Origin of the sequence: Brucella sp. NBRC 12950, assembly GCF_030268145.1 — a bacterium.
In the GTDB taxonomy this organism is placed as follows: Bacteria; Pseudomonadota; Alphaproteobacteria; order Rhizobiales; family Rhizobiaceae; genus Brucella.
In genome coordinates this window covers 452,745-471,457 of record NZ_BSQC01000001.1, presented here as the reverse complement: position 1 = coordinate 471,457, position 18,713 = coordinate 452,745, and the positions used below count along the sequence as shown (strand labels likewise).

Genomic DNA, 18,713 nt, shown 5'->3' with positions numbered 1-18,713 from the left:
CACGCAAAAAACCATCCGTTCAACGACGTGTTTGACGTTCAACCCTTAGGCGTGACCAATAATCAAGCCGCTTGCGAATATCGCGCTCAAAGCCTCTTTCCGGCGGATCATAGAAAACCTGCCGTCCCATGGCTTCCGGGAAATAATCCTGACCGGAAAAGGCATCAGGTTGATCATGATCATAAGCATAACCATCACCATAGCCTTCATTTTTCATCAGCTTCGTCGGCGCGTTGAGAATGTGCTTCGGCGGCAACAATGAGCCATTCTCTTTGGCGGCACGCATCGAAGCCTTATAAGCCATGTAAACCGCATTGGATTTGGGTGCTGTCGCGAGATAGACGCAGGCTTGGGCAAGCGCCAGTTCCCCCTCCGGTGAACCCAGATAGTCATAGGCATCTTTCGCGGCATTGCAGATAACAAGCGCTTGTGGATCAGCCAGGCCAATATCTTCAACCGCCATGCGGACAAGACGACGCCCAAGATAGAGCGGATCTTCACCGGCATCGAACATGCGGCTGAGATAATAAAGAGCGGCATCAGGATCAGATCCCCGCACCGATTTATGCAAAGCGGAAATCAGATTGTAGTGGCCGTCTTGTCCCTTGTCATAAACTGGCGCGCGACGCTGAACAACATCCTGAAGCTTTGCAGCGTCAAACACCTCGTCGGGCCGTGCTGCACGCCATACTTCTTCTGCAAGTGTTAGCGCGGCACGACCGTCACCATCGGCCATGCGAACCAGGCTTGCTCGTGCTTCTTCGTCCAGCGGCAGCGGACGTGCTTCCTGTTCTTCTGCACGCGTGAGAAGCGTAGCGATGCTTTCGCCATTATGCGGATGAAAAGTCAGCACCCTCGCCCGCGACAACAAAGCGGCGTTGAGTTCAAACGAAGGGTTTTCTGTCGTAGCGCCAATCAGGATGACCGTGCCGTCTTCCATTACTGGCAGAAAACTATCCTGTTGCGCGCGATTGAAACGATGAATCTCGTCTACAAAGAGCAGTGTTTGGCGACCCGACATGCGTCGTGCGCGCGCTGATTCAAAAACCTTCTTGAGGTCAGCAACACCGGAGAAAATCGCTGAAATTTGCTCGAAAGCCAAATCAGTCTCTCCGGCAAGCAGCCTGGCAACTGTTGTCTTGCCAGTGCCCGGAGGGCCCCAGAAGATCATCGAGCCGAGCGAGCCGGACGCGATCATGCGTGTCAGCACACCTTCTGGTCCTATCAGGTGTTCCTGCCCCGTCACTTCCGAAAGGTGGCGCGGGCGCAAGCGATCAGCGAGTGGCCTGTTACGGTCCGCATTCGGATCAACCGCAGTTGAAAAAAGGTCGCTCATTTCGCTTCGCTCAATGCCAGAAAAACAGATGTCGTCTCAGGCATAGTCCCGCCTGAAACGACATGCAACTTTAAATGCTTGGCGATGAGGTCAGCGAACAAACTGTCGGATCAGCGCGCCATTACGCTCAACTTCCAGTCTCCAGGCCAAACCTCGGCCATCATTAAGCGCTGCAGTCAGATCATTAATCGTGCGGATCGGGTTACCATTGATACCTCTGATAATATCACGTTGACGCAAACCAAGTCGTGCGGCCTGCGAATTAATGACGACATCAGTCACAATAACGCCCCGCGCCCCATCACGCAGACGCATTTTTGAAGCCGTTTGTGGTGTTACTTCTTCAACCACGGCACCTGCAAAGGGATTATCACCCTCTATGGTCTGCTTCTGTTGCGGCTTGGCTTCAGGCTCTTTTGCAAGCTTAACAGGCAGTTTGCTGTCCTTACCGTTACGCACAATATCCAGCGTCACTGTATTGCCGATGCCAGCTGTCGAAAGACGATAACCGAGCACATCGATATTATCGGCCCTGACACCCTGTACCGAAAGCACCACATCGCCAACTTTCAAGCCAGCTTGTTCGGCAGGACCGCCCTTGGTGACGGCTGTCACCAGCACGCCAAAGGACTTATCCATGCCGAGACCTTCAGCAACGTCAGGCGTGATGTTCTGGAAGGTCGCACCGATAAATGGACGTTCAAAGCTCGTGCTCCCGCTCAATGCGGCATCAACAACGGCGCGTACCATATTGGAAGGAATAGCGAATCCGATACCGACAGATCCACCTGAGCGGGAATAAATTGCGGTATTGATGCCAATCAGGCGTCCACGCATGTCAATCAGACCGCCGCCCGAATTTCCGGGATTGATAGCGGCATCAGTCTGAATGAAGAAGTCAAAATCTGACACGCCAACCTGCGTACGAGATTGGGCGGAAACAATACCGTTGGTAACGGTCTGGCCTACCCCAAACGGATTGCCGATAGCCAGCACAAGATCGCCAACTTCAACACCATCGGAATCACCCAGCGACAGAACCGGGAATTTGTCATTCGCGTCGATCTTTAAAACCGCAAGATCGGTCGTTTCATCGCGCAGCAGCACCTTGCTTTCGAACTGGCGGCCATCTGAAAGCGCCACCTTAATTTCGTCGGCGTCCTTAATGACGTGATTGTTTGTGACAACAATACCAGACGCATCAACGATGACGCCCGAACCGAGCGACTGCTCAGTGCGCGACTTGCCACCGCCGCCAAACTGCTTCCCGAAAAACTGCTCAAAAAACGGATCGCCTGCAAATGGTGATGCCTGCTGCTGCACCTGACGCGCGGCGTAGACGTTAACGACTGCAGGCGCTGTTTCCTTCACCAGAGGCGCGAAGGAAAGCTGCATATCGCCACGGCTTAGAGGGATCTGTTTGCCCTGAGCTGGAACGGCTGTTTCCTGCGCGATCGCAGGCAAAGTGACTGTGCTGATCGACGCGATAAGCAGACCCGCAATTCCATAACGCCGCCAATTCATTCGCAAACTCCAGTTTTCCTCATCTCGCATCCGATTCCTCGGAGCCAATATCGGCAATATGGAGCTAACAAGGCCAAGTATAAAGGGCTGGAATATGGCAAAGCGCATTACAGCTTCGTAATGAATTACGTTACGCTTCTCCTAACCTCGCAACAATTCAATAAAAACTATCTGCAAACGAAAAAAGGGCCGCACGAGGCAGCCCTTTTCAATAAGTACGAAGCGTAGATTACGCTGCGTCAGCTTCTGCAGCAGCTTCAGCTTCAACGCGTGCGCGGTCAGCTTTGCCCTTGGCATCAACATCGCGTTCAACGAATTCGACAACTGCGAGTGGCGCATTATCGCCAGTGCGGAAGCCTGCCTTCATGATGCGGATGTAGCCGCCGTTGCGGGTTGCATAACGTGCAGCCAGCGTATCGAACAGCTTAGCAACCAGATTGACGTCGCGGATGGCGGAAATCGCCTGACGACGTGCATGCAGGTCACCACGCTTGCCGAGAGTGACAAGCTTTTCTACGATTGGACGGATTTCCTTAGCCTTAGGAAGCGTGGTCACAATCTGTTCGTGCTCGATGAGCGAAGCCGCCATGTTGGCGAACATTGCCTTGCGATGCGAGGCAGTGCGGTTCAGCTTACGCTGTCCATTACCGTGGCGCATGGCCTTCTCCTTTTAACTCAGTTCTGCCGGAAACGTCCGGTCTTAATATTGGTCTTCGTAGCGCTTAGCGAGATCTTCGATGTTTTCAGGCGGCCAGGCTGGGATTTCCATACCAAGATGGAGACCCATCGACGCCAGAACTTCCTTGATCTCGTTGAGCGACTTGCGGCCGAAATTCGGAGTCCGCAGCATCTCGGCTTCCGTCTTCTGGATCAGATCGCCGATATAGACGATGTTGTCGTTCTTCAGGCAGTTTGCCGAACGTACCGACAGTTCGAGCTCGTCCACCTTCTTGAGCAGAGCCGGATTGAAAGCCAGTTCCGCAACCTGTTCCTGCGGAGCTTCCTTCTGCGGCTCTTCGAAGTTGACGAAGATCGCCAGCTGGTCTTGAAGAATACGAGCTGCATAAGCAACTGCATCTTCACCGCTCACGGAACCATTGGTTTCAATGTTGAGCGTCAGCTTGTCGTAATCAAGAACCTGACCTTCACGGGTGTTCTCGATCTTGTACGATACCTTGCGGATCGGCGAATAAAGGCTATCAACCGGAATAAGGCCGATTGGAGCATCTTCCGCACGATTACGGTCGGCAGGCACATAGCCCTTACCGGTGTTGACAGTGAATTCCATGCGGATTTCAGCGCCTTCATCCAGCGTGCAGATGACGTGATCCGGATTAAGGATCTCGACATCGCCAACAGTCTGAATGTCACCAGCCGTAACAACGCCAGGGCCTTCCTTACGGACAACCATGCGCTTTGGGCCTTCGCCTTCCATACGGATAGCGATTTCCTTGACGTTCAGAACGATATCCGTGGTGTCTTCGCGGACGCCCGGAATGGAAGAGAATTCATGCAGAACGCCATCGATCTGAATGGCGGTTACAGCAGCGCCGCGCAGCGACGACAGAAGCACGCGACGCAGTGCGTTACCGAGCGTCAGACCGAAACCGCGTTCCAGCGGTTCAGCAACGACGGTTGCATGCGTGCGTGAGCCGTTGGTGATAAAATCCACCTTGTTCGGCTTAATCAGTTCCTGCCAGTTCTTCTGGATCATTTTATTTTCCTCTATCAACCGTCGCTACCATCCAATCGTAGCGATCTTGTGAAGAACCGTAGAGGAACCCCGGACACATGGTCCGAGGTTCATGCGGCATATAAAAGAAATTAGACCCGGCGCTTCTTGCGCGGACGGCAGCCGTTGTGCGGGATCGGCGTAACATCGCGGATCGACGTGATCACAAAGCCGGCAGCCTGAAGGGCGCGCAGCGCAGATTCACGACCAGAACCCGGTCCGCAAACCTCGACTTCGAGGGAGCGCATGCCATGTTCCTGAGCCTTCTTGGCGCAATCTTCAGCAGCGATCTGTGCGGCAAACGGGGTCGACTTACGCGAACCCTTGAAACCCTGAGCACCTGCAGACGACCAGGCAATCGCATTGCCCTGTGCATCTGTGATGGTGATCATGGTGTTGTTGAACGTCGAATTAACGTGGGCAACGCCCGACGAGATGTTTTTGCGCTCGCGACGGCGAATACGCTGGGCTTCCTTAGCCATGATAGTCCTCTCAAAACTCGATCTCGACACCGCCGTAATTCCAGCGGCTCCACCGGCCCTTTGATAAGGACCAGCACCGAACCCACCCGATTATCGGGCAAGCCCGGCAGAACGATTGGTTCTGCCGAAAATTACTTCTTCTTACCTGCGATAGCCTTTGCAGGACCCTTACGGGTACGTGCATTGGTATGCGTGCGCTGACCACGAACTGGCAGCGAACGACGATGACGCAGACCGCGGTAGCAGCCAAGGTCCATCAGACGCTTGATGTTCATGGAAACTTCACGACGCAGGTCACCTTCGACGCGGTATTCAGCATCGATAGCTTCACGAATCTGAAGTACTTCAGCATCCGACAGCTGGTTTACGCGACGATCGTCAGCAATGCCGACCTTCGTTACGATTTGACGAGCAAATTTAGGTCCAATCCCGTGGATGTACTGAAGCGCAATGATTACGCGCTTGTTCGTCGGGATGTTGACGCCAGCGATACGTGCCACGTCTGTTCTCCTTGAGTTACATAAAAATCGATCTGGCAGATGCGATCAACCAGACAGCATTGTTTGACCGGTCCCGGCCTCTTACTATTTCCGCCAGAACCGACCATTCAAACCAATTGAAGTGGGGCAGTCTTTGACGGAATCGCCCGAAAAAGTCAACTCTTAACTGTCCGTAAAGCTGCCAAAGCAACTGCACAGACATTAAAAGCAACTCTTGAAAGCGAGAAGCGGACAGAAAAACGCTAAACGTCTTCCTGTCCGCAATTTTTAAACGACTTTTTCAAGCCTCAAGCCGGAACGAGAATTCTCTCAATTTCGGCAGTAACTTCTTCAACCGGAGCCATACCATTGATGACGCGAAGTTCACCGGTTCCAGCGTAATAGCTGGAAAGAGGCGAAGTCTTCTCACGGTATTCAACGAGACGCTTACGGAAGGCTTCAGGGTTATCGTCGGAACGAACCTGACCACCCTTGGCAATCGTTTCAGCCACGCGGCTTTCCATCCGCTTGACCAATGCATTCTCGTCAACCTTAAGCTCGATGACCGCATCAAGCTTGAGACCTTTGCCAACCAGCATTTCGCCGAGGGCTTGCGCCTGAGGCACAGTACGCGGATAACCGTCCAGAATGAAACCGCTTGCGCAGTCGGGCGCATCAATGCGCTCTGAAACGATCTGGTTGACGATTTCATCAGAAACCAGCTGCCCGGCATCCATCACTGCCTTGGCGCGCTTCCCGATCTCGCTCTGCTGAGCGACTGCTGCACGCAGCATGTCGCCAGTCGAAAGCTGAGGTATTCCATGCTTCTTGGTAAGAAGTCCAGCCTGCGTCCCCTTACCTGCTCCGGGCGGCCCAAGAAGTATCAGTCTCATTTATTACGTTTCCCACCTCTGAGTTTGGACTTCTTGATCAGCCCTTCATACTGATGGGCGACAAGATGTCCCTGAATTTGCGCAACCGTATCGAGCGTTACGCTGACCACGATCAACAGCGAAGTACCGCCAAGATAGAATGGTACACCGGTCGCGGAAATCAGGAATTCCGGCAGAAGACAGACAAGCACAATATAGATGGCGCCGACAACAGTGATGCGTGTCAACACATAGTCTATGTACTCAGCTGTACGTTCACCCGGACGAATGCCCGGAATAAAGCCGGAGTGCTTCTTAAGCTGGTCAGCTGTGTCCTTGGGATTGAACACGATAGCCGTGTAGAAGAAGCAGAAGAATGCCATCAAGCCCGCATAGAACAGCATGTAAAGCGGCTGACCATGACCGAGAGCGTTGAGAATAGTTGTGCCCCAAGCCGGCATTTCAGCTGTATTTGCGAAGCCAGCAACGGTGGCAGGCAGAAGCAACAGCGACGACGCGAAAATCGGAGGGATAACGCCAGCCGTATTGAGCTTGAGAGGCAGATGCGAAGTATCGCCCTGGAACATGCGATTGCCAACCTGACGCTTCGGATACTGGATCAGAAGACGACGCTGTGCACGCTCAACAAAAACGATGATAGCGATCAGCGCGATAGCCAGAACGATAACGCCGAGGATCAGACCAGTCGAAAGAGCGCCAGTACGACCTAGTTCCAGCGTACCGGAAATAGCATGTGGAAGGTTTGCAACAATGCCGGCGAAGATAATGAGCGAAATACCGTTACCAATGCCGCGAGCAGTGATCTGCTCACCAAGCCACATCAGGAACATGGTACCGCCAACAAGCGTAATCACCGACGAAATCAGGAACATCGGTCCAGGATTGGTGACAATCCCATTACCCGACTGCAGACCCACCGAAATGGCATAAGCCTGTACGATTGCAAGAAGCACCGTACCATAGCGGGTATACTGATTGATAATCTTGCGACCCGACTCGCCTTCTTTCTTCAGCGCTTCAAGCGTCGGAACAACCGACGTCATAAGCTGCACGATGATCGAGGCAGAGATGTACGGCATGATGCCAAGAGCGAAGATAGCCATACGGCCAACCGCACCACCGGCGAACATATTGAAAAGTCCGAGCACACCCTGGCTATGCTGCTGGAAAGCCTGCGCAAGCGCATCAGGATTGATGCCGGGCAGCGGAATATAGGTGCCGAAACGGTACACCAGCAAAGCGCCCAGTGTGAACCAGATGCGCTTCTTGAGTTCTTCAGCTTTAGAGAAAGCCGAAAAATTGAGATTGGAAACTAGCTGTTCAGCAGCCGATGCCATTAAATTTCTCCGGTGAAAAGTCTCCGGTCCCCCACTCCCATCGACGCGCGTTTTTCCAACTCGCATCCCTTCGGACAAGAAGACCCTACCCAGATATGCGCATTGGCATAAATGTGCAAGCGGCGGCACAAGGGCCGCCGCTTTTTATTTTTATGTCGATGCCTTATTCGGCAGCAGCTTCAGGAAGCTTTACGCTACCACCGGCCTTTTCGATCTTTTCGATCGCAGCCTTGGAAGCACCAGCAACCTCGAAGGCTACCTTTGCCTTCAGTTCGCCGTCCGCAAGAACGCGAACACCGTCCAGAGCGCGACGAATCACGCCAGCAGCCTTAAGCGAATCGCTATTCACAACTGCCTTTGCATCCAGCTTACCAGCGTCGATCGCAGCCTGAACACGGCCGAGCGAAACAACGTTGAAGCTCTTTGCAAAGATGTTGGTGAAGCCGCGCTTAGGCAGACGGCGGTAGATTGGCATCTGGCCGCCTTCAAAGCCGTTGATCGCTACGCCAGAACGGGACTTCTGTCCCTTGACGCCGCGGCCAGCGGTCTTACCGGTGCCGGAGCCGATACCACGGCCGACGCGCTTACGCGCCTTTACTGAACCTGGCTTATCACGCAGATCGTTGAGTTTCATGTCTCTATCCCCTGCGTTATCAGGCCTCGTCCACAACGCGGACGAGATGCTGAACCTTGGCGATCATACCACGAACCGAAGGAGTATCCTCCAGTGTGCGGCGGCGGTGCATTTTGTTAAGTCCGAGTCCGATCAGCGTTGCACGCTGTTCGGCTGGACGACGGATAGGGCTTCCGATCTGTTCGACCGTAACCGTCTTACCCTTCTTCTCAGCCATCACTCAAATCCCTTGTCTATGGCGTATCCGGTGTTTGTGCACCGGACTGGCACAAACTATCGGCTATTCTTCCGAACCGACCACATCATGGCGGCGAGCCTGAAGGGTCGAGTACTTGATACCGCGCTGTGCAGCGATGTCCTTTGGATGCATCTGATGCTTCAGAGCGTCAAAGGTTGCACGAACCATGTTGTAAGGGTTCGAGGAGCCGAGCGACTTAGCAACAACGTCCTGAACGCCAAGCGTCTCGAACACTGCACGCATTGGACCACCAGCAATGATACCCTTACCGGCAGGAGCTGCACGGAGGAGAACCTTGCCAGCGCCGTGACGGCCCTGCACATCGTGATGCAGAGTACGGCCCGAACGAAGCGGAACGAAAATCATGTCGCGCTTAGCAGCTTCAGTTGCCTTACGGATCGCTTCAGGCACTTCGCGTGCCTTACCGTGACCGAAGCCAACGCGGCCCTTCTGGTCGCCAACTACGACGAGCGCAGCGAAACCAAAACGACGGCCACCCTTAACAACCTTGGCGACGCGATTAATGTGAACGAGCTTGTCAACGAATTCGCTGTCGCGCTCCTCACGACCGCGATCTTCGCGGTTACGTTCTTTCTGTGCCATATCCTATTCCTTTATTTTTTTCCGGAAGCACAAAATTATTAGAAGCTAAGTCCGCCTTCGCGGGCAGCTTCGGCGAGAGCCTTCACACGACCGTGGTAAATGAATGCACCACGGTCGAACACTACTTCACTGACGCCTGCTTTCTTAGCGCGCTCTGCAACCAGCTTGCCAACTGCAGCTGCTGCTGCGGAGTCGGCGCCGGTCTTGAGCTTGCCCTTCAGGTCGCCATCCAGGGTCGAAGCAGCTGCGATGGTAACACCGCGAACGTCGTCGATAACCTGAACGTAGATGTTCTTGGAAGAGCGGTGTACGCTGAGACGTGGACGGCCGTTTGCGACAGCCTTGACCTGACGGCGTACACGAGCAGCGCGACGCTGCAAAGTTTCTTTTGGCGATGCCATGACGCGCTTCCCTTACTTCTTCTTGCCTTCTTTGCGGACGATCTTCTCGCCAGCATACTTGACGCCCTTGCCCTTGTAAGGCTCGGGGCCGCGATATTCGCGGATCTCAGCCGCGACCTGACCGACCTGTTGCTTGTCGATACCAGTGACGACGATTTCCGTCGGCTTAGGAACAGCAACAGTGATGCCAGCAGGCACGTCATAGACCACTTCGTGGCTGAAGCCGAGCGAAAGCTGGACATTCTTGCCCTGCATAGCAGCACGGTAACCAACGCCGCTAATCTCAAGCTTCTTTTCAAAGCCCTTTTCGACGCCTTCGAAGATGTTAACGATCATCGAACGCGACATGCCCCACTTGGAGCGAGCTTCTTTGGACTGGTCACGAGGATCGACGCTTACAGCGCCGTCTTCGAGCTTAACCAGAACTTCATCGTGCACTACGAAAGACAATTCGCCTTTCGCGCCCTTAGCCTTGACGGTCTGACCTTCAACGCTGGCGGTCACGCCCGCCGGGACCGGCACGGGTTTTTTACCGATACGAGACATTTTTATACCTGTCTTTTATCTGTTCACTGTCGGCCGCATCAGAAGATGCGGCAGAGCAGCTCACCACCAACGTTTTGTTCACGAGCTTCATGATCAGCCATCACACCCTTAGGGGTGGACAGGATCGAGATGCCAAGGCCATTCGCAACCTGCGGGATCGACTTGACCGACACGTAAACGCGACGGCCAGGCTTCGAAACGCGGGTCAGTTCACGAATGACTGGAACGCCTTCATAATACTTCAGTTCGATTTCGATCTCGGCTTTGCCGTTCACGAATTCACTCTGCGTGTATCCGCGGATGTAACCTTCAGACTGAAGAACATCCAGTACGCGAGCGCGCAGCTTTGAAGCCGGGGTCGAAACCTTGGTCTTCTTGCGGCCAACTGCGTTGCGGATACGGGTCAGCATATCGCCGATAGGATCTGACACAGACATATGCTACTCCTTACCAGCTCGACTTAACTATGCCTGGAATCTGTCCAAGCGAACCCAACTGGCGAAGCGCAATACGCGACATCTTCAGTTTACGGTAATAACCACGCGGGCGACCCGAAACTTCGCAACGATTGCGAATACGGACCTTAGCAGAATTGCGCGGCAGTTCGGCGAGCTGGATAGTAGCGCGGAAACGCTCATCCAGCGGAAGGCTCTGATCCATTACGATCGCCTTCAGACGTGCACGCTTTTCAGCATGACGCTTAACCAACTTTTCGCGGCGCTTGTTGTTTTCGACTGCGCTAGTCTTGGCCATATTAATATACCTCGCTACGCTTGCCGTTACTGCCGGAACGGGAAGTTGAAGGCGCGCAGAAGAGCGCGTGCTTCATCATCCGTCTTAGCGGTCGTGCAAACGATGATGTCCATGCCCCAGATCTGATCAACTTTATCGTAGTTGATTTCTGGAAACACGATGTGTTCCTTAATACCCATGGCGAAGTTGCCGCGGCCATCAAAGCTCTTCGGATTCAGACCGCGGAAATCTCGAACGCGCGGAAGCGCAATCGTGATCAGACGATCAAGGAATTCGTACATGCGGTCCGCACGAAGAGTTACCTTCGTACCGATTGGCATGTCTTCACGCAACTTGAAGGTCGCGATCGAATTACGGGCGCGAGTAATGACAGCCTTCTGACCGGCAATCAAGCCCAGATCTTCTGCTGCAACAGCTGGCTTCTTCGAATCAGAAGTCGCTTCGCCTACGCCCATATTGAGAACAACTTTGGTGATGCGTGGGATCTGCATCGCGTTGTCATATTTGAATTCTTCAAGAAGAGCCTTGCGGATCGTATCCAGATAAACTTTCTTGAAGCGTGGAAGTGCCTTAGCTTCAGCCATCAGATCACTGCTCCCGAACGCTTTGCGACGCGAACCTTCTTGCCGTCCTCAACGCGGAAACCAACGCGAGTTGGCTTGCCGTCCTTAGGATCAGCAACTGCCAGGTTCGACAAATGAATCGGCGCCTCTTTCGAGATGATGCCGGCTTCCTGAGTCTGTGTCTGGCGCTGATGACGCTTCACAACATTAATGCCACGAACAACGGCTTTGTCGTCCTTAGGCATAACCTGAAGAACTTCGCCTGTACGGCCCTTGTCCTTACCGGACAGCACGACAACGCTGTCGCCTTTGCGAATCTTTTGCATCGTCTTGCTTCCTTACAGAACTTCCGGAGCCAGCGAAATGATCTTCATGTGGCTCTTTGCGCGAAGTTCGCGCGGAACCGGTCCGAAGATACGCGTGCCGATAGGCTCTTTCTTGTTATCGATGAGAACAGCTGCGTTATTATCGAAACGAATAACGCTACCGTCTGCGCGACGGATGTCCTTGGCGGTCCGTACGACCACCGCCTTCATCACGTCACCTTTTTTGACGCGGCCGCGCGGAATAGCTTCCTTGATCGACACCACAATGATGTCGCCAACGGAAGCATAACGCCGCTTCGAGCCGCCCAGCACCTTGATGCACATGACACGACGTGCGCCGGAGTTATCCGCCACGTCGAGGTTTGTTTGCATCTGAATCATGACTGGCCGCCTTCTTTTCCTTCAGCTGGTTAAGGGCTCCTGCCCTACCTAAGCTGCGTGTTTGTAATTTAGCCCGCTGTTACGTTCGAAAGAACGACCCAGCGTTTGTCCTTCGAAATTGGCTTGGATTCTTCGATAGAAACCTGATCACCAATCTTGAACTGGTTGTTTTCGTCGTGCGCCTTATACTTCTTCGACTGGCGAACGGTCTTCTGGAGGAGCGGGTGCGAATAGCGACGCTCAACCTTAACCACAACAGTCTTATCGTTTTTGTCGCTGACGACAACGCCCTGCAGAACGCGTTTAGGCATTATACTTGTTCCTTATGCCTTGCTTTCGGCCGCCTTCTGGCGGGCGATGGTCTTAATACGCGCAATGTCACGGCGAACCTGCTTCACGCGCGCGGTTTTTTCGAGCTGGCCGGTTGCCTTCTGAAAGCGCAGATTAAACTGCTCTTTCTTCAGGGCGCCCAACTCATCGTTCATCTGATCGAGGCTTTTGGCCCGAACGTCTGCGGCTTTCATGACTGCCTCTCTTACTCTGCGATGCGCTGAATGAAGCGCGTCTTGACCGACAACTTTGCAGCGCCGAGTCTCAGGGCTTCGCGTGCCACATCTTCGGGTACGCCGTCAAGCTCAAACATTATACGACCTGGTGCTACGCGGCATGCCCAGTAGTCAACTGAACCCTTACCTTTACCCATACGGACTTCGGTAGGCTTCGATGTTACTGGCAGATCCGGGAAGATACGGATCCATACACGACCGGCACGCTTCATGTGACGGGTGATCGCGCGGCGAGCCGCTTCGATCTGTCGTGCTGTGACGCGGTCAGGCTCAACGGCCTTCAAACCGAATGCACCGAAATTAAGGTCCGTACCGCCCTTCGAGTTGCCGTGAATACGGCCCTTGAACTGCTTACGGAACTTGGTGCGCTTAGGCTGCATCATTGTTCTCTACTCCAAATTTCTCGCCCGCGGCCCGCTTTTTAAGCGCTTTCGCGGCGACGGTTCTGCTGGGAACCCTGATTGTCACCCTCAACCGCACGACGTTCAGAAGCCATTGGGTCGTGCTCAAGGATTTCGCCCTTGAATACCCAAACCTTCACGCCGCAGATGCCGTAAGCGGTCTGCGCTTCTGCTGTACCGTAGTCGATATCAGCACGCAGCGTGTGAAGAGGAACGCGGCCTTCGCGGTACCATTCCATACGTGCGATTTCAGCGCCACCCAGACGGCCGGAGCAGTTGATACGAATACCTTCCGCACCCAGACGCATTGCTGACTGAACAGCACGCTTCATGGCGCGACGGAATGCCACACGGCGTTCGAGCTGCTGAGCGATCGACTGAGCGATCAGCGTAGCATCGACTTCCGGCTTGCGAACTTCAACAATGTTGAGCGACGCATCGGAATTCGTCATCTCGGAAAGCTTCTTGCGAAGCTTTTCGATGTCTGCACCCTTCTTGCCGATGATGATACCCGGACGAGCCGAGTGGATCGTCACGCGGCACTTCTTGTGCGGACGCTCGATTACGATCTTGGAGATCGCAGCCTGCTTGAGTTCGCTCTTAAGATATTCGCGAATCTTCACGTCTTCATGCAGAAGCTTGCCGTACTCACCGGTATTCGCGTACCAACGCGAATCCCAGGTGCGGTTGATGCCGAGACGAAGACCGATTGGATTAATCTTCTGGCCCATTATGCGGCCTCCCCTTTTTCCGCAACTTCGCGGACAACAATGGTGAGATGCGAAAACGGCTTTTCGATGCGGCTTGCCTTACCACGTCCACGAACGTGGAAACGCTTCATGACAATGGATTTGCCGACATAAGCTTCAGCAACGATCAGCGCGTCAACATCGAGATCATGATTGTTCTCTGCGTTGGCGATAGCCGATTCGAGCGTCTTTTTCACTGTTTCCGCGATCCGCTTGCGCGAGAACGTCAGATCAGCAAGTGCCGCATTTACTTTCTTACCGCGGATCAATGCCGCGACAAGATTAAGCTTCTGCGGGCTGACGCGAAGCGTACGGGCGACGGCTTTCGCCTCGTTATCCTTAAGCTGGCGGGGAGCCTTGGCCTTGCCCATCGTTACTTCCTCTTTGCCTTCTTGTCCGCGCCGTGACCGTAATAGGTACGTGTCGGCGCGAATTCACCGAACTTGTGTCCAACCATTTCTTCGGAGATCGATACCGGCACATGCTTGTTGCCGTTATAAACACCGAAGGTCAGGCCAACGAACTGCGGCAAGATAGTGGAGCGACGGCTCCACATCTTGATGACTTCACTACGACCGCCCTCGCGTACCTTCTCAGCTTTCTTGAGAAGATAGCCATCGACGAACGGACCTTTCCAAACTGAACGAGCCACTTCAGACTACCTCTCTTACTTCTTGCGCTGATGACGCGAGCGCATGATGAACTTATCGGTCGCCTTATTCGAACGGGTCTTCTTACCCTTCGTAGGCTTGCCCCAAGGCGTGACCGGATGACGACCACCGGAAGTGCGGCCTTCACCACCACCATGCGGGTGGTCAACTGGGTTCATTGCAACACCGCGAACGTGAGGACGCTTACCGCGCCAGACCGAACGACCGGCCTTACCGTCATTGATGTTGCTATGCTCTGGGTTGGAAACTGCGCCAACCGTTGCGAAACATGCACCTGGAACCAGACGCTGTTCACCAGAATTGAGACGCAGGATAGCCATACCCTGGTCACGTCCGACGAGCTGTGCATATGCACCAGCCGAACGAGCAATCTGGCCGCCCTTGCCCGGCTTCATTTCCACGTTGTGGATAATGGTACCAACAGGCATCGACGAAAGCGGCATTGCATTGCCTGGCTTAACGTCGACGGACTGGCCGGAAATGACCTTGTCGCCGGCTGCCAGACGCTGCGGAGCCAGAATGTAGCTCAGCTCGCCGTCTTCATAGCGGATCAGCGCGATAAACGCGGTGCGGTTTGGATCGTATTCCAGGCGTTCAACCGTAGCGACGACGTCGTGCTTACGACGCTTGAAGTCAACAAAACGGTAAGAACGCTTGTGACCACCGCCCTGAAAGCGAACAGTGATACGACCGGTGTTGTTACGGCCACCCTTCTTGGACAGACCTTCGGTCAGGGACTTGACCGGCTTGCCCTTGTAGAGTTCCGAACGGTCCACGATGACCAGCTGACGCTGGCCTGGCGTGGTCGGATTAAAGTGCTTGAGTGCCATTGTCTTTACTCCATGGCCTCTCAGAGACCTGTCGAAACGTCGATGCTCTGGCCTTCAGCCAAAGTAACGATCGCTTTCTTGACATCGCTCTGGCGCCCGACAATGCCGCGGAACCGCTTCACCTTGCCTTTGCGCACAGTGGTGTTAACGGCCTTTACCTTGACGCCGAAAAGCGCCTCGATTGCAGCCTTGATTTCCGGCTTCGTCGCCTTGCGAGCTACGTTGAAGACGACCTGGTTATGTTCGGAAACAAGGGTCGACTTCTCAGTAATAACTGGGCTGACGATCACGTCATAATGGCGAAGATCGGTCATTTAAAACGCTCCTCGAGGGCTTCGACAGCTGCCTTGGAAAGCACGAGCTTGCCACGACGCAGGATGTCGTAAACATTGATGCCCTGTACTGGCAGAACATCGATGTTCGGGATGTTCGAAGCAGCGCGCTGGAAGTTCACGTCGATCTCTGCACCACCGATGAGGAGTGCATTTTCAAGACCGAGCTTTGCGAACTGCGAAACAAGCTGCTTTGTCTTGGCTTCAGAGGCAGCCAGATCATCGATGATGATCAGGTCGGATGCCTTAGCCTTAGCCGACAGAGCATGACGCAAGCCGAGAGCGCGAACCTTCTTTGGCAGATCATGATCATGCGTACGGACTACTGGTCCGTGAGCCTGACCACCGCCGCGGAACTGCGGTGCACGAGCCGAGTGGTGACGAGCGCGACCCGTACCCTTCTGCTTGTACATCTTCGAACCGGTGCGGCTGATGTCGCTGCGGCCCTTGGCATCATGAGAGCCCTGCTGGCGGCGAGCCAGCTGCCAGCGCACGACGCGCTGAAGAATGTCGTCGCGTGGGTCGAGGCCGAAGATTTCTTCGTTCAGCTTGACCTTGCCGGCATCCTTGCCTTCAAGAGTTGTAATCGTGAGATCCATTATTCGGCTCCCTCAGTCGCGACTGCATCCGCAGCTGCATTGTTTGCGCTTGAACGCAGGGCAGCCGGCTTAGGTGCATTCTCAGGCAGCGAAACCTTGACTGCATCACGTACGAGGATCCAGGCACCCTTGGAGCCAGGAACCGCGCCGCGAACCAGAATAAGGCCACGATCGCTATCTGTAGAGACAACTTCGATGTTCTGCGTCGTCACGCGGGTCTGACCCATGTGACCAGCCATCTTCTTGCCCTTGAACACCTTACCCGGATCCTGACGCTGACCGGTCGAGCCGTGAGCGCGGTGGGTAACTGAGTTACCGTGCGAAGCACGATGACCAGCAAAGTTGTGGCGCTTCATAACACCGGCAAAACCTTTACCGATAGAAGTGCCCGTCACATCGACCTTCTGGCCGGCGACGAAATGCTCGGCAAGAATCTCCGAGCCTACTTCGAGAAGGTTATCTGGCGAAACGCGGAATTCCGCTACTTTCGCCTTAGGCTCAACTTCAGCCTTCGCGAAATGACCGCGCAGAGCCTTTGTTGTGTTCTTTACCTTGGCAAGCCCAACGCCAAGCTGAACAGCCGTATAACCGTTTTTTTCAACTGTACGCTGAGCTACCACGTGGCAGTCTTCCATACGGAGAACTGTCACTGGTACATGTTCGCCAGCGTCGTTATAGACGCGGGTCATGCCCAGCTTCTGTGCAATAACACCTGAACGCATCGGGTTCGTTCCTTCCGTCCTCAAGCCGATTAAAGCTTGATCTCGACATCAACACCGGCAGACAGATCGAGCTTCATCAGCGCGTCTACAGTCTGTGGAGTTGGGTCAACGATATCGAGAAGACGCTTGTGCGTGCGCATCTCGAACTGCTCGCGGCTCTTCTTGTCGATGTGCGGCGACCGGTTAACTGTGAACTTTTCGATCCGCGTTGGAAGTGGGATCGGTCCGCGCACGTTGGCACCGGTACGCTTGGCAGTCGACACGATTTCCCGCGTCGAAGCGTCAAGGATCCGATGATCAAACGCCTTGAGGCGAATGCGGATGTTTTGACCGTTCATTTCATCTGTTCCTTGTTACGCGGAGCGCCTCCGGAGAGACGCTCCTGCACAAATCTAATTACTCGATGATCGAAGCGACGATGCCTGCACCGACGGTGCGGCCACCTTCACGGATAGCGAAGCGGAGCTTCTCTTCCATCGCGATCGGCACGATCAGCGTGACGTCTACAGTGACGTTATCGCCAGGCATAACCATTTCCGTGCCTTCTGGCAGGGTAACAACACCGGTCACGTCAGTCGTACGGAAGTAGAACTGTGGACGGTAGTTGGTGAAGAATGGTGTATGACGGCCACCTTCGTCCTTGGTCAGAATGTAAGCTTCTGCCTTGAACTTGGTGTGTGGCTTAACCGAACCTGGCTTGCAGAGAACCTGACCACGCTCAACGTCTTCACGACCAACGCCGCGAACCAGTGCGCCGATGTTGTCGCCAGCCTGGCCCTGATCGAGCAGCTTGCGGAACATTTCAACGCCGGTAACAGTCGTCTTGCCAGTTGCCTTGATGCCGACGATTTCGACTTCTTCGCCAACCTTGACAATACCGCGCTCAACGCGACCGGTAACAACCGTACCACGACCCGAAATCGAGAACACGTCTTCGATTGGCATCAGGAATGGCTGGTCGATTGGACGCTCTGGGGTTGGGATGTACGAGTCAACTGCGTCCATCAGGTTACGGATTGCGTCTTCGCCGAGTTCCTTCGAGGAATCTTCGAGAGCTGCAAGAGCCGAACCCTTAACGATTGGCACTTCGTCGCCTGGGAAGTCGTACTTCGACAGAAGCTCACGAACTTCGAGTTCTACGAGTTCGAGAAGTTCAGCATCGTCAACCTGATCGCACTTGTTCAGGAACACGACGATCGCAGGAACGCCAACCTGACGAGCGAGCAGGATGTGCTCACGGGTCTGTGGCATCGGGCCGTCAGCTGCCGAAACAACCAGGATCGCGCCGTCCATCTGTGCAGCGCCGGTGATCATGTTCTTAACATAGTCAGCGTGGCCTGGGCAGTCGACGTGTGCATAGTGACGGTTTGCAGTTTCATATTCAACGTGAGCCGTCGAAATGGTGATACCGCGAGCGCGTTCTTCTGGTGCAGCATCGATCTGGTCGTATGCCTTGAATTCACCGAAGAACTTGGTGATCGCTGCCGTCAGCGAGGTCTTGCCATGGTCAACGTGACCAATGGTGCCGATGTTTACGTGGGGCTTATTACGTTCAAACTTGCTCTTTGCCATCTGAGCTCTCCTAAAATTACAGCCTGCTCAGGCTTTTTAATGT

30 protein-coding genes are annotated in these 18,713 nt (G+C 54.2%); all 30 read right to left on the bottom strand.

The window, feature by feature from the left end; genetic code table 11:
- Window positions 1-19 precede the first annotated feature (19 nt).
- Window positions 20-1,336 (bottom strand): replication-associated recombination protein A, encoded by a 1,317-nt coding sequence (locus tag QSJ70_RS02275; protein WP_285534640.1) that lies wholly within the window; start codon window positions 1,334-1,336, stop codon window positions 20-22.
- Window positions 1,337-1,426: 90 nt separating this feature from the next.
- On the bottom strand, window positions 1,427-2,860 hold the full coding sequence (locus QSJ70_RS02270) for a DegQ family serine endoprotease (protein WP_285534639.1): 1,434 nt from the start codon (window positions 2,858-2,860) through the stop codon (window positions 1,427-1,429).
- A gap of 229 nt (window positions 2,861-3,089) precedes the next feature.
- Window positions 3,090-3,518 carry a 50S ribosomal protein L17 gene (rplQ, locus tag QSJ70_RS02265; protein WP_285534637.1) on the bottom strand — a complete coding sequence of 143 codons (429 nt, stop codon included), beginning with the start codon at window positions 3,516-3,518 and terminating at the stop codon, window positions 3,090-3,092.
- A gap of 42 nt (window positions 3,519-3,560) precedes the next feature.
- Window positions 3,561-4,574 (bottom strand): DNA-directed RNA polymerase subunit alpha, encoded by a 1,014-nt coding sequence (locus QSJ70_RS02260; protein ID WP_007875304.1) that lies wholly within the window; start codon window positions 4,572-4,574, stop codon window positions 3,561-3,563.
- A 110-nt stretch (window positions 4,575-4,684) separates the two neighbouring features.
- A complete protein-coding gene (gene rpsK, locus QSJ70_RS02255) occupies window positions 4,685-5,074 on the bottom strand; it encodes a 30S ribosomal protein S11 (protein ID WP_024897028.1) in 390 nt (129 codons plus the stop codon).
- A gap of 131 nt (window positions 5,075-5,205) precedes the next feature.
- Entirely contained in the window at window positions 5,206-5,574 is a 369-nt protein-coding gene (gene rpsM / locus QSJ70_RS02250; RefSeq protein WP_064320719.1) for a 30S ribosomal protein S13, read from the bottom strand.
- Between the two features lie 287 nt (window positions 5,575-5,861).
- Window positions 5,862-6,446 (bottom strand): adenylate kinase, encoded by a 585-nt coding sequence (locus tag QSJ70_RS02245; protein WP_007875309.1) that lies wholly within the window; start codon window positions 6,444-6,446, stop codon window positions 5,862-5,864.
- Window positions 6,443-7,783, bottom strand: a complete 1,341-nt coding sequence (gene secY / locus QSJ70_RS02240) for a preprotein translocase subunit SecY (RefSeq protein ID WP_007875310.1) — start codon at window positions 7,781-7,783, stop codon at window positions 6,443-6,445. The genes QSJ70_RS02245 and secY overlap by 4 nt, the downstream gene beginning before the upstream one ends.
- Before the next feature lie 163 nt (window positions 7,784-7,946).
- Window positions 7,947-8,417: a 50S ribosomal protein L15 gene (gene rplO, locus QSJ70_RS02235; protein ID WP_064320720.1), complete on the bottom strand. Its 471-nt coding sequence runs from the start codon at window positions 8,415-8,417 to the stop codon at window positions 7,947-7,949.
- A 19-nt stretch (window positions 8,418-8,436) separates the two neighbouring features.
- Window positions 8,437-8,634, bottom strand: coding sequence for a 50S ribosomal protein L30 (rpmD, locus tag QSJ70_RS02230; RefSeq protein WP_007875314.1), 198 nt, complete (start codon window positions 8,632-8,634; stop codon window positions 8,437-8,439).
- A 63-nt stretch (window positions 8,635-8,697) separates the two neighbouring features.
- Window positions 8,698-9,258 (bottom strand): 30S ribosomal protein S5, encoded by a 561-nt coding sequence (gene rpsE / locus QSJ70_RS02225; RefSeq protein WP_007875318.1) that lies wholly within the window; start codon window positions 9,256-9,258, stop codon window positions 8,698-8,700.
- A gap of 38 nt (window positions 9,259-9,296) precedes the next feature.
- On the bottom strand, window positions 9,297-9,659 hold the full coding sequence (rplR, locus tag QSJ70_RS02220) for a 50S ribosomal protein L18 (protein WP_064320721.1): 363 nt from the start codon (window positions 9,657-9,659) through the stop codon (window positions 9,297-9,299).
- Window positions 9,660-9,671: 12 nt separating this feature from the next.
- Complete coding sequence (rplF, locus tag QSJ70_RS02215; protein WP_007875324.1) at window positions 9,672-10,205, bottom strand: 50S ribosomal protein L6; 534 nt, start codon at window positions 10,203-10,205, stop codon at window positions 9,672-9,674.
- 38 nt (window positions 10,206-10,243) lie between these two features.
- Window positions 10,244-10,642 carry a 30S ribosomal protein S8 gene (rpsH, locus tag QSJ70_RS02210; RefSeq protein WP_007875325.1) on the bottom strand — a complete coding sequence of 133 codons (399 nt, stop codon included), beginning with the start codon at window positions 10,640-10,642 and terminating at the stop codon, window positions 10,244-10,246.
- A gap of 10 nt (window positions 10,643-10,652) precedes the next feature.
- Window positions 10,653-10,958, bottom strand: coding sequence for a 30S ribosomal protein S14 (gene rpsN / locus QSJ70_RS02205; RefSeq protein WP_007875326.1), 306 nt, complete (start codon window positions 10,956-10,958; stop codon window positions 10,653-10,655).
- 26 nt (window positions 10,959-10,984) lie between these two features.
- Window positions 10,985-11,542 carry a 50S ribosomal protein L5 gene (gene rplE, locus QSJ70_RS02200; RefSeq protein ID WP_285534635.1) on the bottom strand — a complete coding sequence of 186 codons (558 nt, stop codon included), beginning with the start codon at window positions 11,540-11,542 and terminating at the stop codon, window positions 10,985-10,987.
- Window positions 11,542-11,847: a 50S ribosomal protein L24 gene (rplX, locus tag QSJ70_RS02195; RefSeq protein WP_007875328.1), complete on the bottom strand. Its 306-nt coding sequence runs from the start codon at window positions 11,845-11,847 to the stop codon at window positions 11,542-11,544. The genes rplE and rplX overlap by 1 nt, the downstream gene beginning before the upstream one ends.
- Window positions 11,848-11,859: 12 nt before the next feature.
- On the bottom strand, window positions 11,860-12,228 hold the full coding sequence (rplN, locus tag QSJ70_RS02190) for a 50S ribosomal protein L14 (RefSeq protein ID WP_007875329.1): 369 nt from the start codon (window positions 12,226-12,228) through the stop codon (window positions 11,860-11,862).
- Window positions 12,229-12,296: 68 nt separating this feature from the next.
- Window positions 12,297-12,539: a 30S ribosomal protein S17 gene (gene rpsQ, locus QSJ70_RS02185; RefSeq protein WP_007875330.1), complete on the bottom strand. Its 243-nt coding sequence runs from the start codon at window positions 12,537-12,539 to the stop codon at window positions 12,297-12,299.
- 12 nt (window positions 12,540-12,551) lie between these two features.
- Window positions 12,552-12,752, bottom strand: a complete 201-nt coding sequence (rpmC, locus tag QSJ70_RS02180; protein ID WP_007875331.1) for a 50S ribosomal protein L29 — start codon at window positions 12,750-12,752, stop codon at window positions 12,552-12,554.
- Window positions 12,753-12,763: 11 nt separating this feature from the next.
- Window positions 12,764-13,177: a 50S ribosomal protein L16 gene (gene rplP, locus QSJ70_RS02175; protein WP_007875332.1), complete on the bottom strand. Its 414-nt coding sequence runs from the start codon at window positions 13,175-13,177 to the stop codon at window positions 12,764-12,766.
- Between the two features lie 38 nt (window positions 13,178-13,215).
- Entirely contained in the window at window positions 13,216-13,926 is a 711-nt protein-coding gene (rpsC, locus tag QSJ70_RS02170; protein WP_200635130.1) for a 30S ribosomal protein S3, read from the bottom strand.
- Entirely contained in the window at window positions 13,926-14,315 is a 390-nt protein-coding gene (gene rplV, locus QSJ70_RS02165) for a 50S ribosomal protein L22 (protein ID WP_007875336.1), read from the bottom strand. The genes rpsC and rplV overlap by 1 nt, the downstream gene beginning before the upstream one ends.
- A 2-nt stretch (window positions 14,316-14,317) precedes the next feature.
- A complete protein-coding gene (rpsS, locus tag QSJ70_RS02160; protein WP_007875339.1) occupies window positions 14,318-14,596 on the bottom strand; it encodes a 30S ribosomal protein S19 in 279 nt (92 codons plus the stop codon).
- A 15-nt stretch (window positions 14,597-14,611) separates the two neighbouring features.
- Window positions 14,612-15,445: a 50S ribosomal protein L2 gene (rplB, locus tag QSJ70_RS02155; protein ID WP_007875341.1), complete on the bottom strand. Its 834-nt coding sequence runs from the start codon at window positions 15,443-15,445 to the stop codon at window positions 14,612-14,614.
- 20 nt (window positions 15,446-15,465) lie between these two features.
- On the bottom strand, window positions 15,466-15,759 hold the full coding sequence (locus QSJ70_RS02150; protein ID WP_007875343.1) for a 50S ribosomal protein L23: 294 nt from the start codon (window positions 15,757-15,759) through the stop codon (window positions 15,466-15,468).
- Entirely contained in the window at window positions 15,756-16,376 is a 621-nt protein-coding gene (gene rplD, locus QSJ70_RS02145; RefSeq protein ID WP_007875344.1) for a 50S ribosomal protein L4, read from the bottom strand. The genes QSJ70_RS02150 and rplD overlap by 4 nt, the downstream gene beginning before the upstream one ends.
- A complete protein-coding gene (gene rplC, locus QSJ70_RS02140) occupies window positions 16,376-17,098 on the bottom strand; it encodes a 50S ribosomal protein L3 (protein WP_007875345.1) in 723 nt (240 codons plus the stop codon). Before rplC ends, rplD begins: the two co-directional genes overlap by 1 nt.
- A gap of 29 nt (window positions 17,099-17,127) precedes the next feature.
- Complete coding sequence (gene rpsJ / locus QSJ70_RS02135; protein ID WP_002964363.1) at window positions 17,128-17,436, bottom strand: 30S ribosomal protein S10; 309 nt, start codon at window positions 17,434-17,436, stop codon at window positions 17,128-17,130.
- Between the two features lie 58 nt (window positions 17,437-17,494).
- The gene (gene tuf, locus QSJ70_RS02130; protein ID WP_007875417.1) at window positions 17,495-18,670 is read right to left on the bottom strand and encodes an elongation factor Tu; all 1,176 of its coding nucleotides are present in this window, start codon (window positions 18,668-18,670) and stop codon (window positions 17,495-17,497) included.
- Window positions 18,671-18,713 lie beyond the last annotated feature (43 nt).

Bases quoted from the DNA above. Each gene is read 5' to 3' on its own strand.
- QSJ70_RS02275 (WP_285534640.1), bottom strand. From the start codon at position 1,336: ATGAGCGACCTTTTTTCAACTGCGGTTGATCCGAATGCGGACCGTAAC.
- QSJ70_RS02270 (WP_285534639.1), bottom strand. From the start codon at position 2,860: ATGAATTGGCGGCGTTATGGAATTGCGGGTCTGCTTATCGCGTCGATC.
- rplQ (WP_285534637.1), bottom strand. From the start codon at position 3,518: ATGCGCCACGGTAATGGACAGCGTAAGCTGAACCGCACTGCCTCGCAT.
- QSJ70_RS02260 (WP_007875304.1), bottom strand. From the start codon at position 4,574: ATGATCCAGAAGAACTGGCAGGAACTGATTAAGCCGAACAAGGTGGAT.
- rpsK (WP_024897028.1), bottom strand. From the start codon at position 5,074: ATGGCTAAGGAAGCCCAGCGTATTCGCCGTCGCGAGCGCAAAAACATC.
- QSJ70_RS02245 (WP_007875309.1), bottom strand. From the start codon at position 6,446: ATGAGACTGATACTTCTTGGGCCGCCCGGAGCAGGTAAGGGGACGCAG.
- secY (WP_007875310.1), bottom strand. From the start codon at position 7,783: ATGGCATCGGCTGCTGAACAGCTAGTTTCCAATCTCAATTTTTCGGCT.
- rplO (WP_064320720.1), bottom strand. From the start codon at position 8,417: ATGAAACTCAACGATCTGCGTGATAAGCCAGGTTCAGTAAAGGCGCGT.
- rpmD (WP_007875314.1), bottom strand. From the start codon at position 8,634: ATGGCTGAGAAGAAGGGTAAGACGGTTACGGTCGAACAGATCGGAAGC.
- rpsE (WP_007875318.1), bottom strand. From the start codon at position 9,258: ATGGCACAGAAAGAACGTAACCGCGAAGATCGCGGTCGTGAGGAGCGC.
- rplR (WP_064320721.1), bottom strand. From the start codon at position 9,659: ATGGCATCGCCAAAAGAAACTTTGCAGCGTCGCGCTGCTCGTGTACGC.
- rplF (WP_007875324.1), bottom strand. From the start codon at position 10,205: ATGTCTCGTATCGGTAAAAAACCCGTGCCGGTCCCGGCGGGCGTGACC.
- rpsH (WP_007875325.1), bottom strand. From the start codon at position 10,642: ATGTCTGTGTCAGATCCTATCGGCGATATGCTGACCCGTATCCGCAAC.
- rpsN (WP_007875326.1), bottom strand. From the start codon at position 10,958: ATGGCCAAGACTAGCGCAGTCGAAAACAACAAGCGCCGCGAAAAGTTG.
- rplE (WP_285534635.1), bottom strand. From the start codon at position 11,542: ATGGCTGAAGCTAAGGCACTTCCACGCTTCAAGAAAGTTTATCTGGAT.
- rplX (WP_007875328.1), bottom strand. From the start codon at position 11,847: ATGCAAAAGATTCGCAAAGGCGACAGCGTTGTCGTGCTGTCCGGTAAG.
- rplN (WP_007875329.1), bottom strand. From the start codon at position 12,228: ATGATTCAGATGCAAACAAACCTCGACGTGGCGGATAACTCCGGCGCA.
- rpsQ (WP_007875330.1), bottom strand. From the start codon at position 12,539: ATGCCTAAACGCGTTCTGCAGGGCGTTGTCGTCAGCGACAAAAACGAT.
- rpmC (WP_007875331.1), bottom strand. From the start codon at position 12,752: ATGAAAGCCGCAGACGTTCGGGCCAAAAGCCTCGATCAGATGAACGAT.
- rplP (WP_007875332.1), bottom strand. From the start codon at position 13,177: ATGATGCAGCCTAAGCGCACCAAGTTCCGTAAGCAGTTCAAGGGCCGT.
- rpsC (WP_200635130.1), bottom strand. From the start codon at position 13,926: ATGGGCCAGAAGATTAATCCAATCGGTCTTCGTCTCGGCATCAACCGC.
- rplV (WP_007875336.1), bottom strand. From the start codon at position 14,315: ATGGGCAAGGCCAAGGCTCCCCGCCAGCTTAAGGATAACGAGGCGAAA.
- rplB (WP_007875341.1), bottom strand. From the start codon at position 15,445: ATGGCACTCAAGCACTTTAATCCGACCACGCCAGGCCAGCGTCAGCTG.
- QSJ70_RS02150 (WP_007875343.1), bottom strand. From the start codon at position 15,759: ATGACCGATCTTCGCCATTATGACGTGATCGTCAGCCCAGTTATTACT.
- rplD (WP_007875344.1), bottom strand. From the start codon at position 16,376: ATGGATCTCACGATTACAACTCTTGAAGGCAAGGATGCCGGCAAGGTC.
- rplC (WP_007875345.1), bottom strand. From the start codon at position 17,098: ATGCGTTCAGGTGTTATTGCACAGAAGCTGGGCATGACCCGCGTCTAT.
- rpsJ (WP_002964363.1), bottom strand. From the start codon at position 17,436: ATGAACGGTCAAAACATCCGCATTCGCCTCAAGGCGTTTGATCATCGG.
- tuf (WP_007875417.1), bottom strand. From the start codon at position 18,670: ATGGCAAAGAGCAAGTTTGAACGTAATAAGCCCCACGTAAACATCGGC.